Genomic DNA, 17,582 nt, shown 5'->3' on the forward strand with positions numbered 1-17,582 from the left:
GAACTCTCATTAAGGTTGAGCAATGAGCAGCATCCCCACGGCACGTGACTACACCAAGGCTTCTGTCCTTGATGCGATCCTTTCAGAGGCGCCCTTGACGCGTACCAGGCTGATCGAATTGACGCGTTTGAGTCAGGCGACGGTGTCCCGGAAGGTGGATGAGCTTCGTTTTGAGGGTTTTCTCGTTGAGCAGGGAGTCGATTCGGTTGTGCGCCGTGGCCGGCCCTCCACGTATCTGGATGTGCCCGGAACGGCAGGGCACATTGTCGGTATCTCTTTCGGGACGCAGACCACGGGCGTCCTCGTAACTGACCTGAGAGGTCGCGATATCAGGCACACAATTGTTCCCAGCCCGGAGGGTGACGATGTTGGAACTACTGCCGAGTGGCTGGTGGACTTGATTTTAGAGACTACTGAACCTGCAGAGGGGCCATTGCGCCAAATCGTTGCCGCGCTGCCCCGTCGTGCCCTGAATAGGACCAACCGGTCCGGGACGCCGGAATCAAAGAGGATTTTCATGGATTCTCGTCTCAAGGGTGCCATTGAAGAACGGTTGAAGGCGCCCGTGATCCTTGAGAACGATGCCACCTCTTCTCTACGGGGGATCCTGAAGGACGATCCGAGCATAGGAAATGCTGCTTTGTTCATGCTCAGTACGGTACTTAGCTTCGCCAGCTGTACTGATCATGAGATCGCCAAAGGGCGGACCCCTGCATTCGGTGATCTGGGTGGCGTTCTTTTCTCCGGCGTTGGCAACGAAACCCTCGATGGGCTGTTGAGCACAACGGGCCTTCTCCAATTCGCCAAAGGACGTGGACTGGACCTGGAAGGCATCGAAGCCCTCTGGTCCCAGCCGCAGGAAGCGGTGTCCCGCGCGGACGTGGTGGAGGCGTTTACGACGGCGATCGTGACCGCCGTCGGTGCCGTTGCAGTTACGCTCGACCCCGAGTCCGTGTATTTTGTGGGCCGTTTGAGTCCGCTCGTGGACGAAGTCCTTCCCGAGGCGCGCAGGCGACTGGCGCAAAGCCTTCCGGTCGTCCCGGAGATCAGGGTCGCCCCGCAGGTGATCGGATTATCGGTGGCCCGGGGAGCGGCGTATGCCGGAGTGGCACTGGCCCAGTCCCGGCTACGGGAATCGATGCTGGAGGCCCGTAGCGAGGGCCAAAGCCTGTAGCAGGTGTCAGCTGTCCTTCAGACGCCGGGAGCCTTGTCGTGCTGCGCGGTCAGGTCCTCGACGGCCTTTTCCATGTGCCGCTGGATGGCCTTGAGCAGTGCTTTCTTGTCGGCTGCTGCAAGTAGATCAAGGAGGAGTTGATGCTCCTCGACGAGCGCATCCACCCTGGGGTACGAAACCGCTAGGTTTAGAATGCACATTCTTGATTCCGCGGCCAGGGTCTTGTAGATGCGTATCAGGCGTGAGTTTCCCGTGCCGGCCACGAAGGCTGTGTGGAATTGCATGTCCAGCCGCGCGATCGCCTGCCAGTCCGAGGCTTCTACCTGCTTGGCCATTTCGCCGAGGATCTCCTTGAGGATCTTGCAGGTTTCCTCAACGCGTTCGTGGGGGGCAACAAGGAGTTCCTCCGCGGCCGTCGACTCCAGGGCTTGGCGGACTGCGTAGATTTCCCGGATGTCCTCGGAAGTCAGTTCCCGAACGAAGACGCCGCGGTTGCGCTTGTTGATGAGGATTCCCTCTTGGCTCAGCCGCTGTAGTGCCTCGCGGATGGGGCCTCTCGACGAGTTGAGCTGCATTGCCAGGACGGACTCGTTGATTTGTTGGCCCGGGCGGAACGCTCCTTGCACGATTTGCTCGCGCAGTTGATCGGCAATCACCTGCGCCGTAGGCCGGCCTTCCAGCACAAAGGGGTTTTCCGTTGTTGCCTCGGACATTGCCTTAACTCCCTCGCCTGGATCCTGTGTGTCGGGACGCACGGTTATTGTGGTGGCCTGGATCGATCTTGGATACGTATTGTAGACAGTTTACAGAGGGGGAGCCTCGCGTGGGCCCACACCGCCGGCGTTTAACGGCCTGCACCTTCCGGTTTGGTGAGGCTACCTCGCCTGGCCTTGCGGGGAAGCATTGAAGTTGCACGGGCGTATTTTTGTTCGAGCTTGGATTGCGGGTAGCTCAGCAGCAGGGTCATCACGAGATACCAGAGGCTGGCGACGATCAGCAACGGGATGGTCTCGAAGGTGCGGGCGTAGATCAACTGGGCACTCTGGAGCAGTTCCGCCACGCCGAGCACGCTGACCAGGGAGGTTTCCTTGAACATGCCGATCACTTGGTTGCCGGTGGCCGGGATGATGGAGGGCATCGCCTGCGGGATGATCACCCTGCGCATTTTTGTGGCAGTACTCATGCCAAGGGAGTCGGCGGCTTCGATCTGGCCCTTTCCGACGGCGGCGAAACCGCCGCGGATGATCTCGGCCATATAGGCGGCCTCATTCAGGCTTAGCCCGATCAGGGCTGCAGTGATCGGGCTAATCAGCGCATTGGTGTCGACGGCCGTGCTGATGTTTGTGAAGGGGATGCCGATGGTCAGGTCGGGGTACAGGGCCGAGATGTTGAACCAGAAGATCAGTTGGACCAGGACCGGGGTTCCGCGAAACAAGGTGATGTAGACGGCGGCGGCGGCTGAAATCGGCTTGATGCCGGAGGATCTCATGATGGCAAGTCCCAGCCCCAGGGCCGTTCCCAGGGCCATGCTGGCGATTGTGAGGAAGATCGTAAGCATGAGTCCGCGGAGGATCGTTTCCTGGGTGAAATATCTGGCGACTACTTGCCACTTGAAGTTCGGGTTGGTGGACACCGAATACAGGATGCCGGCAGCAAGGAGGGTGCAGCCGGCCCACGCCACGTATTCAAAGAGGCTTCGGCGCTTCAGTCTCGGCTTGAGCGCGGGGTCCGTTCCACTCATTGTCGTGTCGCCTCCTTGATGGATCTTTGCAGCCTGGATGACCCCGCTAATTAAGCTTGGCGTCGGTGATGGCTCCGGACTCCAGGCCCCAGGTCTCCAGGGATTTCTTGTACTCCGGGCTGTCGAGGACGGATTGGATGGCTTTCTGCAGGGCCGGGGTCAGGGGTGAGCCCTTCTTCAGGCCGATTGCCGTCAGGTCGCTGGAGCCGACGTTCACGTGCCCAAGGATTTCGAAGGAGTCCGGCTGCTGCTTGGCGGCCCAGCCGAGGGCGGTGGTGTCGTAGAGGATCCCGTCAATGCGCTTGGAGTGCAGCTGGGTCAGGGCTTCCTGGACGTTGGGCAGGGTGACGGCGTTGATTTCGGGCTGGCCCTTGGAGGCGCAGGTCTGTTCCGAGAGTGCCGGGAGGCGCTTGAGCTGGCCGGTCGAGCCGGCGGTGACGGCGATGTTCTTGCCGCAGAGGGTCTCCACGGTCAGCTTCAGCGGGTTGCCCGCGGCCACGGCCACGGAACTGCCGGCCTTGAAGTAGTCGATCATGTCCAGGACCTTGAGCCGCTCGTCGGTCTTGGACATGGTGGTGGCGGTGAAGTCGTAGCGGCCGCCGTCGATGCCCGGAATGATGGTGTCGAATGCCGTGTTCTCGAACTTCAGCTTCAGGCCGAGCTTCTTGGCGACGAGCCGGGCGATGTCCGGGTTCAGGCCGATCGGGGTCGTGTTGTCCTCGGCAAGGAACGTCGTCGGCGGATAGTGCAGGTCCATGGCCACCGTCAGCTCGCCTTTGTCCTTGTAGGACTGCGGCAACAACGCCACCGCGGCTGCATCCGGTTGGACGCTCTCTGAAATGTCGGCGGTGATCGAGGAACTTGGACTTCCAGGAGCCGGGCCTCCCGGTGCCGGGCCTCCTGGTGCCGGGCCTGTACAAGCGATCAGGGCAAGCAAGATAGCCAACACAGCAAGGGCTGCCTGGAACCTTCTCCTGGACTCCATGGCGCTTCCCTTCGAATCCGTGATATGCCAAAAGGAGGGTGCGGTGGGCACTGCCACCCAGAGTCACCCTATCCGCAATGCAACTCCTCGCTCAACGAATTGTCAACAATTTGCGGACTTCGCCATTGTCGATTGTTGACAATTATTCAATTGGCGCGCTTGGGTCTGGTTATAGACAAAAACGGCCGTTGCAAGCCCGGCAGGGCGTATTGCAACGGCCGTTGGTAAATGCGCGGAGTCGGCCTTTGGCTAGGCCGTGACTTCCTGATCCGGTTGCCGCTCGGTCAGATCCTCGACGGCCGTTTGCATGTGCCGTTTGATCGCCTTGAGGAGGCCTTTCCGGTCGCCGCCCTCGAGGAGATCAAGCAGGTTTTGGTGTTCCTCTACCAGGACGTCCGCGCGAGGGTAGGAAACTTCCAGGTTGACGATACACATCCTCGATTCGGCTGCCAGGGTTTGATAGATCCGGATCAAGCGGGAATTTCCCGTGCCGGCAACGAAGGATGTGTGGAACTGCATGTCCAGCCGCGCGATTGCCTGCCAGTCGGAGGCCGCAACCTGTTTCGCCATGTCGCCGACGATTCCCTTCAGCACCTCGCAGGTGTCTTTTACCCGCTCCGGACTGCCATCCAGCAGGGTGTTTGCAGCCGCTGACTCGACGGATTCACGGACAGCGTAGATCTCCTTGATGTCGTCGGTCTCCAGTTCCATGACGAACACGCCACGGTTGCGATGGCTGACGAGTATCCCCTCTTGGCACAAGCGCTGCAGCGCTTCCCGGAGGGGGCCCCTGGACGTATTCAGTTGGCCGGCCATCACGGATTCATTGATCTGCTGCCCGGGGCGGAAAGTTCCCTGGACGATCTGTTCCCGCAACTGATCCGCGATCAACTGCGCAGTTGGCCTTCCTTCCAGTACAAAAAGTCCTTCCGGTGCCGCCATCGACATCCCCCTCATCTCATTCTTTTGCTATTTGCCTGCGCGTTACACAGCTATTGCCGTGTACTTGGTTTCAAGAAATTCCTCGATTCCTATCTTGCCGCCTTCGCGTCCCAGGCCTGACTGCTTGACGCCTCCGAAGGGGGCGGCTGGGTTGGAAACGAGGCCGGTGTTGAGTCCCACCATGCCGACCTCCAGCTCTGCGGAGAAGCGCAGGGCCTTGTCCATGTTCTCAGTGAACACGTAGCCAACCAGCCCCCACTCAGTGTCGTTGGCCAGGCGGATCACTTCGTCCTCACTGTCGAACGCGGTGATGGCTGCGACAGGTCCGAAGATTTCGGTGCTCATCAGTTCGGCGTCCTGGGAAACGTCTACCAGGACCGTAGGGTCGTAGAAGTATCCGGGACCGTCCGGACGCGTTCCGCCGGTCAGGATGCGTGCACCCTTGGAGACGGCGTCGGAGACCAGGCTTTCAACCTTAGCCAGGCCCTTCTGCTCGATGAGGGGTCCGACGTCGGTTCCCGCCAGAGCGCCGTTACCCACCCGCAGCTCGGAGATCTTCTTGGCGAACTTCTCGCCGAATTCCGCGACCACGGAGCGGTGCACGAAGAAACGGTTCGCTGCGGTGCAGGCCTCGCCCATGTTGCGCATCTTGGCCTTGAGGGCACCATCGACGGCCTTTTCGATGTCCGCGTCGGCCAGGACGATGAACGGGGCGTTCCCGCCCAGTTCCATCGAGGAACGCATCACGTTGTCGGCCGCCTGGCGCAGCAGGATCTTGCCCACTTCGGTGGAGCCGGTGAAGCTGACCTTGCGGGCGATGCCGCTGCCCATCCACGTCCCCACCACGCTGGAAGCGTTGGACGTTGTGACGACGTTCAGCACGCCGTCAGGCAGTCCTGCCTCCTTGAAGATCTGCACCAGGGCAAGGGACGTCAGTGGCGTTAGCTCGGCCGGTTTGAAGACCATGGTGCAGCCGGCCGCTACAGCCGGGGCGATTTTGCGGGCGCCCATGGCCAGCGGGAAGTTCCAAGGGGTAACCAAGACGCAAGGGCCGACCGGTTCCTTGGTGATCATGATCCGGGTGGTACCGTCCACGGAGGTGGAGTGGTCCCCGCCCACGCGCACGGCCTCTTCCGAGAACCAGCGAAGCATCTCTGCGCCGTACGCCACTTCGCCCTTCGCCTCGCCCAGGGGCTTGCCCATCTCTGCAGTCATGATCGCGGCCAGCCGGTCGGTGTTGGCAATGACCAGCTCAAATGCGCGTCGCAGAATGTCGGCACGTTGCCGGGGTGTGGACTTAGTCCATTCCGCCTGGGCGCGGCCCGCAGCCTCGATGGCAGCCTGGGCTTCCTCCGTACCGCCGTCGGCCACGTGGGCAATGATTTCATGGGTGGCCGGATTCTCCACCGGGAAGGCGGCGCCGCTGGCGGCCCTCCGCCAGACGCCGTCGATGAACAGTTCGGTCTGCAGCCCCGAAGGGTCGAATGAGGTGCTCATGTCACGCTTTCAATGATCGAAGGAGGGATTAGATGGCGGCCGTCTTGAGCGCCTGGGTGAACCTGGTCAGACCGGCCTGGATCTCGTCGCTGCTGACGTTCAGGGCCGGGATGATGCGGATGACATTTCCGTGGGGGCCGCAGGTGAGAAGGAGGAGTTCTTCCGCAATAGCTGCCTGCTGGACGGCGAGGGCGGTTGCCGTGTCCGGCGTTCCGTCTGCCGCGGTGAATTCGACGGACTGCATGAGGCCGCGGCCCCGGACATCCCCGATGGTCGTGAACTGGCCCTTGAGGCTGTCCAACCCGGCGCGCAGCTCATCGCCACGGACCAGGGCGTTCTGGACCAGGTTCTCCCGCTCGATGACACCGAGGGTCGCGACGCCGGCGGCAGCGGCGACGGCGTTTCCGCCGTAGGTGCCGCCCTGCGAGCCCGGCCAGGCCTTGCCCATCAATTCCGTGGAGGCTGCGATGGCTGAGATGGGGAAGCCGCTGGCGAGGCCCTTCGCGGTGATGATGACATCCGGGGTGATCCCCGCCCAGTCGTGTCCCCAGAACTTTCCTGTGCGTCCGACGCCGGCCTGGACCTCGTCCACGATGAGCACGATGCCGTGCCGGTCGGCCCGCTCCCGCAGTCCCTGAAGGAAAGCCGGCGGCGTGGGGATGTAGCCACCGTCGCCGAGAACCGGCTCGATAATGAAGCCGGCTGTGTCAGCCGGGCTGCTGATACTGGCCAGGAGCTGGTCGAGCTCCTTGAGGGCGAAGGCAACCGCGGTTTCCTCATCCCATCCGTAGCGGTATGCGTGCGGGAAAGGGGCGATGTGAACCCCGCTCATCAAGGGGGAGAAGCCGGAGCGGAACTTTGTGCCCGCCGTCGTGAGGGACGCAGCCCCGACGGTGCGGCCGTGGAAGCCGCCGTGGAACGAGATGATGTTGGGCCGTCCTGTGGCCATGCGGGCCAGGCGGACCGAAGCCTCTACCGCCTCGGAGCCGGACGTGGCGTAGAAGACACTGTCCAGCCCCGAGGGCAGGAAGTCCCCAAGTCGTTCCGTGAGCTCAAGCAGGGGCTTGTGCATCACGGTGGTGTACTGGGCATGGACGATCTTTCCCACCTGCTCGCGGGCTGCTGCCGTCACGTCAGGGTGGCAGTGGCCCGTGCTGGTGACGCCGATTCCCGTGGTTAAGTCGAGATACTTCTTGCCGTCGGTTGCATAGATCCAGCTGCCGAGCGCGTGGTCGACGACCACAGGTGTCGCTTGCTTGAGGATGGGACTAAGAGTTGCCATGGCTTCATGCTTTCTTATGAACTGTAGATTGTCAACAATTCGCGATCTGCTGTGAATCGCGAATTGTTGCATGGGTTGGGTTAGCTGGCCTTGAACCGTTGGGGCCGTACAAAGTGGAGGCCGTCGAAGGTGCGCTTGCCGAGGGCTTCGTGGGCGGCGATTTCGCCGAATCCGGTGGCGTTTTTGAACCCGCCTCCGGAGAAGCCCGTGGCGGTGTAGATCCTGCTTCCATCGCTGATCGGGCCCAGAAGGGGGTTCCCGTCCTTGGAGAAAAGGTCGGGGAAGGCATCCGAGCGGACGATGTTGGGGAACAGGCCGGGGAAGAACTCCGTGACTGTTTCGGTGGTTTCGGCGATTTCGGCTGCGGTGAGGTCCCTGGCTACTGATTCGGCTCCGGCAGCGGTTATGCCGCGGCCGTCGAGGGTGGCTTTGACGGTGACGCCGTCCACGGCGGGTGCGCCGTACATGGAGCGGTCCTCGTGGATGCGGATGAAGATCGGGAATTTCTCCGGTGTGAATGCGGCGGCGTCGCGGGCGACGAACCAGGTCAGGAAGATCCGTTTGGTTTCCGTTGCGGCCTGCAGGTAGTCGGGCATGAGCCGGCGGGACCAGCCGCCCGAGGCGACGATCACGTTCTCGAAGGTCCAGGTCCTGCCGCCGGAGGCGATGACCACGCCGTCTGTCGTTTCCCGGATAGTGTCGATCGGGGTGTTGGTGTGGATGGTGACGCCGTTGGCCTGGGCGGCTGCGACGGCGGCTGTGACGGCACGGTCAGTGCGCAGGGCGCCGGCGTTGGGGTCATAGACCGCGATGTCATCGGGCCGGAGGTTGTGCTGGGGATAGCGTTCAGCCATTTCCTGGTGGCTGAGGATCCGGTGATCGGCGCCGGTGGCGCGGGTGGTTTCCAGGACGGCGTTGAGGTAGGAACCATTGGCGGTGCCGATGGACAGGCCACCGCAGCGGGTGAGGATGTCCTGGCCGGTTTCTGCTTCGAGTTCCGCCCAGAGGGCTCGCGAACGTTCCAGGATGGGGTAGTAGCCGGGGTTGCCGCGGTAGACCATTCGGAACAAGCGGGTGTCCCCGCCCACGGCGCTGCGGCCGTGGGCGGGGGTGGCAGCCTCGAAGCCGACTACCGAGTCGGACAGCCGGGATGCCTGCCACAGGGCCATGCTTCCGATGCTGCCCAGTCCGATGACTGCGAGTTTTCCGTCGGTCATTTAGAGCACCTTTTCCAGGAAGGCCCGAGTGCGGGCTTCCTTGGGATTGCTGAGGACTTCGCGGGCATCGCCGCGTTCGATGACGAAACCCTCGTCCATGAAGAGCAGGGAGTCGGAGACCTCGCGGGCGAAACCCATTTCGTGAGTGACGACCACCATCGTCATGCCCTTTTTGGCCAGGTCCTTCATGACGGCAAGGACTTCGCCGACCTTTTCGGGATCCAGGGCCGACGTGGGTTCGTCGAAGAGCATGATCTCCGGGTCCATCGCCAGGGAACGGGCGATGGCCACGCGTTGCTGCTGCCCGCCGGAGAGCTGGGCGGGGTACTTGAACCCGTGGCCGTCGAGTCCCACACTGGCGAGCAGCTCGCCCGCGCGGGCGGCAGCCTTCTTCTTGTCCTCGCCTTTGACCAGGACGGGACCGGACATGACGTTTTCCTGGGCGGTCATGTTCGGGAAGAGGTTGAACTGCTGGAAGACCATTCCCACCCGGGTGCGCTGCTGGGCGAGCTTCTTCCTGCTCAGGGCGTGGTAGGCGGTTTCGGTTTCCTGGTAGCCGAAGGTTTCGCCGTTGACCTTCAGGACTCCCAGGTCCACGGTCTCCAGGCCGTTGATACAGCGCAGCAAAGTGGACTTGCCGGAGCCGGACGGGCCGATGATGCAGCAGACTTCGCCGCTGGCGACATCCAGGTCGATGTTCTGCAGGACCGTCTTATGTCCGAAGGATTTGCGGATTCCGCGGGCGTGAATGGTGCCGTCGGTGCTCATCGTGCAGCGCCTTCCGGTTGGGCAACCCGCTTGGCCTTGCGGGGAAGCGTGGAGGTTGCGCGCGAGTATCTTTTCTCGAGCTGGGCCTGCGGGTAGCTCAGCAGCAGGGTCATCACCAGGTACCAGAGGCTGGCGACAATCAGAAGCGGGATGGTTTCGTAGGTGCGGGCGTAGATCAGCTGGGCGCTTTGGAGCAGCTCCGCGACGCCGAGCACGCTGACCAGGGAGGTTTCCTTGAACATGCCGATGAACTGGTTACCGGTGGCCGGGATGATCGAGGGCATCGCCTGCGGAATGATGACCTTGCGCATCCGCATGCCGGCGCTCATGCCCAGGGAGTCGGCGGCCTCAATCTGCCCCTTGCCGACGGCGGAGAAACCACCGCGGATGATCTCGGCCATGTACGCGGCCTGATTGAGGGTCAGGCCTACCAGTGCCGCCGTGATCGGGCCCATGAGCGCGTTCGTGTCCACAGCAGTGCCGATGTCCGTGAACGGGATCCCGATCCTCAGGTTCGGGTAGAGCGCGGAGATGTTGAACCAAAAGATCAGCTGAACCAGCACTGGGGTGCCGCGGAACAAGGTGAGGTAGAGGCCGGCGGCGATGGACACCGGCTTCACGTGCGAGGCCCTCATGACCGCCAGGGCAAGGCCGAGCAGTGTTCCCAGGGCCATGCTCGCAACCGTCAGGAAGACAGTGAGCATCAGACCGCGCAGGATCGACTCGGCGAAGAAGTACTTTCCGACGATGCCCCATTTGAAGTTGGGGTTTGTCAGGACCGAGGCGAGGATCCCGAGGCCGACGAGAATGCTCAGGGCCCATCCGGCGTACTCCGTGGGAGTCCGAAGCCGAAGCCGCGGTTTGAGGGCTGCGTCGATGCCACCCATCGCAGGTTCACTTCCTTTGCTGATAGTGGTGACCATGGAGGCGCCGCCTAGTTGAGCTTGGCGTCGGTGATGGCGCCGGACTCAAGGCCCCACGTTTCGAGGGACTTCTTGTACTCAGGGGTTTCCAGGACGGACTGGATGGCGGCCTGCAAGGCAGGAGTCAGCGGGGAGCCCTTCTTCACGCCAACGGCGGTCAGGTCGCTGTTACCGACGTTGACATGGCCGAGCAGGGTGAATGCGTCGGGCTGCTGCTTGACAGCCCACCCGAGCGCGGTGGTGTCGTAGAGGATGCCGTCGACCCGCTTGGAGTGCAGCTGGGTCAGGGCTTCCTGGACGTTGGGGAGCGTGACGGCGTTGATCGCCGGCTGTCCCTTGGAGGCGCAGGTCTTTTCGCTAAGGGCCGGCAGGCGCTTGAGCTGGCCGGTCGAGCCGGCGGTGACGGCGATGTTCTTGCCACAGAGGGTCTCCACGGTGAGGTTCATCGGGTTCCCGGCTGCCACGGCCACGGACGTGCCGGCCTTGAAGTAGTCGATCATGTCGAGGACCTTCAGCCGCTCCTCGGTCTTGGACATTGTGGTGGCGGTGAAGTCGTATCGGCCACCGTCCAGGCCCGGAACGATCGTGTCGAACTTTGTGTCCACGAACTTCAGCTTCAGGCCGAGCTTCTTCGCAATGAGCCGGGCGACGTCCGGGTTCAAGCCGATCGGGGTGCTGTTGTCGTCCGCGAGAAAGGTTGTCGGCGCATAGTGCAGATCCATGGCCACCGTCAGTTCCCCCTTGTCCTTGTAGGACTGCGGCAGGAGGCTGACCGCCTTGGTGTCGGGCTGGACACCTACCGAGATGTCAGCCGTGTTGGAGGTCTTCGAGTCTTTGTTATCGACGTCGCCCGTTGCGGCTGCGCTGCAAGCGCTCAGGGCCACCAGCACTGCAAGGCCCGCAGCGGCGGTCTGGATTTTGCTCTTGGTCTTCATGGTGCTTCCCTTCCAGGGGGTTCAGTTGAAGTTGGTTCCGCCGAACGAGGTGCAATTTGCGGATCGCCGAGGGGAGTACTTGTAAGCTCGGGGCCCGGCCACAACGGGATCGGGGAGAATCTGGAATCATCAAGCTGTGACGTGGATCTCGTTCTGCATCCAATGCCAATGCAACCCCCTCAATCGCAGATTGTCAACAATCGACGATAAATAAATTGTCCGCACTGGCCTGTCCGCACTGGAGGGTGTGGGGTGACTTGAGAATCAATCGCAGTAAAACTGTTGACAATCTACAATTTTGAAGCCTACAGTCAAAGCATCGGGTTCAGGGTTTCTCCGCACCCTGCGAATCCGCCCTTTGGACTGAAACGGACGGCGAGCTCCGGACGTCCCGCAAAGACATCTATGAACGGACGAAAATCATGGCAACCACCAACTTCCGGCCGAAGTACATCTCCTTTGACATCTACGGCACACTGATCAACTGGGATACCGATTCCACTACCCGCCGGCTGCTCGCTGGCCGCCTGCCCGAAGAGCAGTGGCCGGCGTTCAAGAAGGTGTTCCGCGGGTACCGCTTCGACGAGGTCCTTGGCGACTACAAGCCGTACGAGGAGATCCTGCAGAATTCGTTTGACCGGGTCTGCAAGTATTTTGGCATTGGGCCGACGCCTGGCGCCGGTGCCGAGTTTGCAGAGACTGTGCGCAGCTTTGGGGCCCACGATGACGTGCCGGCGCCGCTGAAGCTCATGGGCGACAACTACAAGCTGGTGGCTCTGTCCAACGCGGACGACAGCTTCCTGGAAGTCAGCATTCCGAAGCTCGGCGCCGACTTCCACGCCGTGTTCACTGCAGAGCAGGCCCAGGCCTACAAGCCCCGCTACCAGGCCTTTGAGTACATGCTTGACACCCTGAACGCCAGGCCGGAGGACTTCCTGCACATCTCCTCGCACACCCGCTACGACGTGCACCCGATGCACGACATGGGCTTCCGCAACCTCTGGCTGTTGGACCGCGGCTACGACCCCATTGGCCCGGGCTACGACCTCAACGTTGCCAAGTCCCTGGACGAAATCAACGAGCACCTCGGTCTCTAGACCGACTTCGAGGCGAAAGGCCATTCCGTGAAACTTGTCCCTTACTGGCTGGACACAGCCGAGCCTTCCGGCGACTACCGCAGCACCCCGGTGCCGGAAAATGTCGACGTCGCGATTATCGGTGCCGGGTTCACCGGCCTTTCGGCTGCGCTTGAGTTTGCCCAGCAGGGCGCAAGCGTCGCCGTCTTCGAACGCCACACCGTGGGCTGGGGCGCGTCCGGCCGCAACGGCGGGATGGCTACAACCGGCTTGGCCATCGGCTTCAGCACCGCCGTCAAGCGCTACGGCGAGGCACGTGCGGTGGAGTACTTCCGTGAGTACAACGACGCGATCGACAGCATTGAGAAGCTGGTCCATGACCACGCCATCGACTGCGACTTCAACCGCTTCGGCAAGCTCTCGCTGGCATACCACGACTCGCACAATGCCGGCTTCAGGAAGTCCCAGGAGCTGCTGGCCAGGCTCGTGGACCACCATGTGACGGTAATCCCGAAGTCAGAAATCCACTCCGAGATCGGCACGGACTTCTACCAAGGCGCCATGATGGACCCGCTCGGGGCGGGGCTGCACGTGGGTAAATTCGCCCACGGGCTCGCCGGGGCGGCCGCCGGCGCAGGAGCAACGATCTGCGAGAACGCCGGGGTCACCGAGCTCAAGCGGGTCAGCGGCACCGTGCACGATGTGCACACGGACCGCGGCATCACCCGGGCCAAGCAGGTCCTGGTCGCCACCAGTGGCTACACCGGCGGCGTCACCCCGTGGATGCAGCGCCGGGTCATCCCGGTGGGCAGCTTCATCATCGTCACTGAACCGCTGCCCGAAGACGTCGTCAACCGCATCCTGCCCAACCGACGCATGGCATCGGATTCCAAGATGCTGACGTACTACTTCCGCATCACTCCGGACAACCGTCTCCTGTTCGGCGGCCGCGCACGCTTTGCATTGTCCAGCCCCGACTCGGACGTCAAGAGCGGTGAAATCCTCCGCAAGGCCATGCTCGAGCTCTTCCCCTACCTTTCAAACGCCAAGGTGGATTACACCTGGGGCGGCCTGGTGGACCTGTCCATGGACCAGATGGTCCACGCCGGCGTGCATGACGGGCTCTTCTACTCGCTCAACTACAGCGGGCACGGCGTCCAGATGGCAGCCCACATGGGCAAGCGGATGGCGCACTACATGGGCGGAGACAAGAGCGCCAATGTGTGGGGAGACCTGAAGAATCCGCCCGTACCCGGCCACTTCGGTCCCCCGTGGTTCCTGCCCTTCATCGGCGCAGCGGCGAAGATCATCGATCGGATCAAGTAGGCCCGGGATAAGTACGCCCTGGACCAGCTGGCCGGCTGGGACCGGCCGGCCAGCTTCCAAACACCCAAACCCATCACCTAGCCAAGGGATCACATGTTGCCAACAACAATCCTCGATGACGCGCGCCCGGAAACAGGGGACAGCCGCTCAGACGTTGCCAATCTCCCCGGAGGTGCCTTCTTCGAAGGACACTGGCAGACCGATGGGATGACCCTCGAGGTCAGGGATCCCCAGGACGGTTTCGTGGTGGGGAAGGTCTGCGCCTCCGCAGCGGGGGATGTGAAGCGCGCCATCGGCTATCTCCACCACCATCTGAAGTTTGCGGACTGGCCGCTGCGGGCCCGGCGCGAGGCGCTGGAGAAAGCCGCGCAGTTGCTGGGGGAGCGGTCTGAGCGATTCGCCGCCATCATTGCGGCGGAGAGCAGCAAGACGATCACCGAGGCCGAACGGGAAGTCCGCCGATGCAGGGAAACCCTGCGGTTGTCGGCAGCCGCGGCGGACGAGCTGGCAGGAGAGACCCTGACTTTTGAGGACAGCCTGGCCGCGGGGAGCAAGATCGGCTGGTACAGCCGTAAGCCGGTGGGCATCGTCGCGGCGATCACGCCGTTCAATGATCCGCTGAACCTGGTGGCGCACAAACTCGGGCCCGCGCTGATCGGCGGCAACGGCGTCGTGCTTAAACCGTCAGGGCGGACCCCGTTGAGCGGGCTCGCGCTGGTGCAGCTGCTCTTGGAAGCCGGAGTTCCGTCCGGGCGGATCGCGGCCATCGTCACCGGCCAGGGGGTGTCCGAGGCACTGGTCACGGACGAGCGGGTGGACCTGATCTCCTTTACCGGCGGCCCCGCAACCGCCGACCGTATCGCCGCCGCCGCAGGCGCCAAGAAGGTCGTGTCCGAACTCGGCGGCAACAACGCCACGATTGTCTGTGCCGACGCGGACCCCGACGCCGCAGCGTCGGCGATCGTGGCCGGTGCGTTCGGCGTCGCAGGGCAAAACTGCCTGTCCGTTCAACGGGTGTATGTCCATATCTCGCTCTACGATCGCCTCCTGGAGCACGTGGTCCGAGGCACCAAAGCCCTGAAGACCGGGCCCAAGCTTGACCGGGCCACTAACATCGGACCGCTGATTTCCGAAGCTGAAGCCCGCCGCGTGGAGGAATGGGTCGAAGAAGCGAAATCCGCCGGTTCCACCGTGCATGCCGGAGGCAAGCGGCGGGGTGCGTATTACTTGCCGACCGTGCTGACCGATGTGCCTTCGAAGTGCAGGGTCATCCGGGACGAGGTGTTCGGACCCGTGGTGAGCATCCTGCCGTTCATCGAGGTCCAGGACGCCGTCTACGCCGCCAACAACACCGAGTATGGCCTCCAGGCCGGAGTGTTCACCCGGTCCATCGACCAGGCCTTGGCGATCGCTGACAAACTGCACGTCGGCGCCGTCGTCATCAACGAAACCAGCGACGTCCGGATCGATTCCATGCCATTCGGAGGCTTCAAGAAATCCGGCGTCGGCCGCGAAGGCGTTCGGCACGCCCTTCGCGAAATGACCGAACCCAAAAACACCATCATCAACCTCGGCGAAGCCGCGGTCACGCCGGCCTCACGGCAGACGGAGAATCCATGAGCACCCACAACATCGCAGTCATCGCCGGCGACGGCATCGGGAAAGAAGTTGTCCCGGCTGCCATCACCTGCCTGGAACGCATCGCTGAGCTCCACTCGCTGACCCTCAACTTCATCCATTTCGACTGGGGTTCGGACTACTACAAGCGGCATGGGCGAATGATGCCCGTTGACGGCTTGGAGCAATTGTCACGGCACGATGCCATCTTCCTCGGCGCCGTGGGTTCCCCGGAGGTCCCGGACACTGAATCGTTGTGGGGGCTGCTGATCCCGATCCGCCGGGAGTTCCAGCAGTACATCAACCTCCGTCCGGTCAAGACCCTCGACGGCGTGGCCTCGCCTTTGGCGTCGAAAGAACCGATCGACATCCTCATCGTCCGTGAAAACAACGAGGGCGAGTATTCAGAGGTCGGCGGAAGGATGTACCGGGGCCTGCCGTACGAAAGCGCCGTGCAGGAAACGATCTTCACCCGCTTGGGGGTTTCACGGGCTGCCGACTTCGCGGCCTCCCTGGCAGCGGGCCGCAGTGGCAAGCTGACGTCCGCCACGAAGAGCAACGGCATCATCCACACCATGCCGTTCTGGGACGAAGTCGTGGAGGAAACGGTCGGCAGGCATCCGGGGGTGGCAGTCACCCACGAGTTGGTGGATGCACTGGCCGCACACTTGGTCCTGAAGCCGTGGACTTTGGATGTCATCGTCGCCTCCAACCTGCTCGGTGACATCCTGTCCGATCTCGGCAGTTCCGTGACCGGCTCCATCGGCCTGGCGCCGAGCGCCAACCTGAACCCGGAGATGCGGTACCCGTCCCTTTTTGAACCCGTCCATGGCTCGGCTCCGGACATCGCAGGCAAGGGATTGGCCAACCCGGTGGGCCAGATCTGGTCCGGCGCGATGATGCTTGAGCACCTCGGCTATTCCGAAGCGGCCGGCCACCTCCAGGCGGCGTTCGAGTCCGCCCTGCGCGACGGCCACGGCACCCGCGACGTCGGCGGAACGTCGTCGACGTCGGAATTCACGGCCGCCGTCGTCGCGGCTATCGAGGCACTCGCCGCTGATCACCAGGCTGTCTCAGGGATGCCGACGTCGTGACGGCCAGCCGGGAGGGCGGGCGTCCGACAGTTGCGGTGCTTTACAGGGAGGCCCTGCCGCCGCGGCTTGGCGAGATCGAAGAACTCGCCGAAGTCCGGCTGACCAAGGCGGACGGACTGGCGAAGGCCCTGGACGGTGCCGAGGTGCTCTATCAATGGCATTCGTTCTCCCCGGCCCTCAAGGAGAACTGGAGCGGTGCCTCCTCGCTCCGGTGGATCCATGTTTCTGCCGCTGGCGTGAGCCAGTTGATGTTCGATGAGCTGGTGGCCAGCGATGTTACCTACACCAACTCACGAGGCGTCCTGAGCAGGGCAATTGCAGAGTTCGCCCTTGGATTTGTGCTGGACATGGCCAAGGATGCCCAAGGATCGTTCCGCCTGCAGCAGGAACAGCGCTGGCAGCACAGGACCAGCCGGAAGGTCCAGGGCCAGTCGGCGCTGATCGTCGGCACCGGCTCCATCGGCAGGGAAACCGCCCAGCTCTTCCGCGCGGTCGGGATGACCGTCAGCGGTGCCGGCCGGACAGCCCGCCAAGGTGATGCGGACTTCGACCGCATCCATTCTTCCCAAGAGCTTTCCCTGGTGGTCCATGATTACGACTACGTGGTGCTCGCGGTACCCCTGACCAACGACACCAAAGGACTCGTTGGCGCGGACGTCCTCGCGGCCATGAAGCCGTCCGCCTGCCTGATCAACGTGGGCCGTGGCGAACTGGTCAATACCGAAGCCCTGGTCGAGGCACTGCAGTCGGGTTCCATCCGTGGGGCCGGCCTCGACGTTGTGCATCCCGAGCCCCTGCCGGCCGGGCACCCCTTGTGGAACATGGAGAACGTGATCATCACCCCGCACATGAGCGGCGACGCCGAGGATTATCTGGATGACCTCGGCAGACTCTTTGTGGACAACTTGAAGCGGTACTCCGACGGCGAACCGCTGGAAAACGTCGTGGACAAGGCCCTTGGTTTTGTCCCGACTTCCAACCATCGGCTTCCCGCCAGTTAGGCAA

General features: G+C 62.7%; 16 protein-coding genes. 6 read left to right on the top strand and 10 right to left on the bottom strand.

Features of this window, described 5'->3' with window-relative positions; translation table 11 throughout:
- The first annotated feature begins 22 nt into the window (after positions 1–22).
- Positions 23–1,174, top strand: a complete 1,152-nt coding sequence (locus ACNQPB_RS07350; protein WP_498750403.1) for an ROK family protein — start codon at positions 23–25, stop codon at positions 1,172–1,174.
- Positions 1,175–1,191: 17 nt separating this feature from the next.
- On the opposite strand, the gene ACNQPB_RS07355 is transcribed toward ACNQPB_RS07350, so the two are convergent.
- From ACNQPB_RS07355 to ACNQPB_RS07400, 10 genes are all read right to left on the bottom strand, one after another.
- Positions 1,192–1,887: a GntR family transcriptional regulator gene (locus ACNQPB_RS07355; protein ID WP_498750405.1), complete on the bottom strand. Its 696-nt coding sequence runs from the start codon at positions 1,885–1,887 to the stop codon at positions 1,192–1,194.
- A 131-nt stretch (positions 1,888–2,018) separates the two neighbouring features.
- The gene (locus ACNQPB_RS07360; RefSeq protein WP_498750407.1) at positions 2,019–2,915 is read right to left on the bottom strand and encodes an amino acid ABC transporter permease; all 897 of its coding nucleotides are present in this window, start codon (positions 2,913–2,915) and stop codon (positions 2,019–2,021) included.
- A 46-nt stretch (positions 2,916–2,961) separates the two neighbouring features.
- On the bottom strand, positions 2,962–3,723 hold the full coding sequence (locus ACNQPB_RS07365; RefSeq protein WP_498750408.1) for an ABC transporter substrate-binding protein: 762 nt from the start codon (positions 3,721–3,723) through the stop codon (positions 2,962–2,964).
- A 426-nt stretch (positions 3,724–4,149) separates the two neighbouring features.
- Positions 4,150–4,848: a GntR family transcriptional regulator gene (locus tag ACNQPB_RS07370; protein ID WP_498750410.1), complete on the bottom strand. Its 699-nt coding sequence runs from the start codon at positions 4,846–4,848 to the stop codon at positions 4,150–4,152.
- Positions 4,849–4,884: 36 nt separating this feature from the next.
- Positions 4,885–6,339, bottom strand: coding sequence for an NAD-dependent succinate-semialdehyde dehydrogenase (locus ACNQPB_RS07375; protein WP_498750411.1), 1,455 nt, complete (start codon positions 6,337–6,339; stop codon positions 4,885–4,887).
- Between the two features lie 28 nt (positions 6,340–6,367).
- Positions 6,368–7,621, bottom strand: a complete 1,254-nt coding sequence (locus tag ACNQPB_RS07380) for an aspartate aminotransferase family protein (RefSeq protein ID WP_498750413.1) — start codon at positions 7,619–7,621, stop codon at positions 6,368–6,370.
- Between the two features lie 80 nt (positions 7,622–7,701).
- Positions 7,702–8,838, bottom strand: coding sequence for an FAD-dependent oxidoreductase (locus ACNQPB_RS07385; protein ID WP_498750414.1), 1,137 nt, complete (start codon positions 8,836–8,838; stop codon positions 7,702–7,704).
- Positions 8,839–9,606 (bottom strand): amino acid ABC transporter ATP-binding protein, encoded by a 768-nt coding sequence (locus ACNQPB_RS07390; protein ID WP_498750415.1) that lies wholly within the window; start codon positions 9,604–9,606, stop codon positions 8,839–8,841.
- Positions 9,603–10,529 carry an amino acid ABC transporter permease gene (locus ACNQPB_RS07395; protein ID WP_498750417.1) on the bottom strand — a complete coding sequence of 309 codons (927 nt, stop codon included), beginning with the start codon at positions 10,527–10,529 and terminating at the stop codon, positions 9,603–9,605. The genes ACNQPB_RS07390 and ACNQPB_RS07395 overlap by 4 nt, the downstream gene beginning before the upstream one ends.
- An 11-nt stretch (positions 10,530–10,540) precedes the next feature.
- Positions 10,541–11,464 carry an ABC transporter substrate-binding protein gene (locus tag ACNQPB_RS07400; RefSeq protein ID WP_498750418.1) on the bottom strand — a complete coding sequence of 308 codons (924 nt, stop codon included), beginning with the start codon at positions 11,462–11,464 and terminating at the stop codon, positions 10,541–10,543.
- 422 nt (positions 11,465–11,886) lie between these two features.
- On the opposite strand from ACNQPB_RS07400, the gene ACNQPB_RS07405 reads away from it, so the two are divergent.
- The 5 genes from ACNQPB_RS07405 to ACNQPB_RS07425 all read left to right on the top strand — a co-directional run bounded on the left by ACNQPB_RS07405 (position 11,887) and on the right by ACNQPB_RS07425 (position 17,578).
- Positions 11,887–12,561: a haloacid dehalogenase type II gene (locus ACNQPB_RS07405; RefSeq protein WP_498750419.1), complete on the top strand. Its 675-nt coding sequence runs from the start codon at positions 11,887–11,889 to the stop codon at positions 12,559–12,561.
- Between the two features lie 27 nt (positions 12,562–12,588).
- On the top strand, positions 12,589–13,866 hold the full coding sequence (locus ACNQPB_RS07410; protein WP_498750421.1) for an NAD(P)/FAD-dependent oxidoreductase: 1,278 nt from the start codon (positions 12,589–12,591) through the stop codon (positions 13,864–13,866).
- Between the two features lie 93 nt (positions 13,867–13,959).
- Complete coding sequence (locus ACNQPB_RS07415; protein ID WP_498750422.1) at positions 13,960–15,486, top strand: aldehyde dehydrogenase family protein; 1,527 nt, start codon at positions 13,960–13,962, stop codon at positions 15,484–15,486.
- A complete protein-coding gene (locus ACNQPB_RS07420; protein ID WP_498750424.1) occupies positions 15,483–16,577 on the top strand; it encodes a tartrate dehydrogenase in 1,095 nt (364 codons plus the stop codon). Before ACNQPB_RS07415 ends, ACNQPB_RS07420 begins: the two co-directional genes overlap by 4 nt.
- Complete coding sequence (locus ACNQPB_RS07425; RefSeq protein ID WP_498750425.1) at positions 16,574–17,578, top strand: D-2-hydroxyacid dehydrogenase; 1,005 nt, start codon at positions 16,574–16,576, stop codon at positions 17,576–17,578. Before ACNQPB_RS07420 ends, ACNQPB_RS07425 begins: the two co-directional genes overlap by 4 nt.
- The last annotated feature ends 4 nt before the right edge of the window (positions 17,579–17,582 follow it).

Source organism: Curtobacterium sp. LFS079 (assembly GCF_047977865.1).
Lineage (GTDB): Bacteria > Actinomycetota > Actinomycetes > Actinomycetales > Micrococcaceae > Arthrobacter.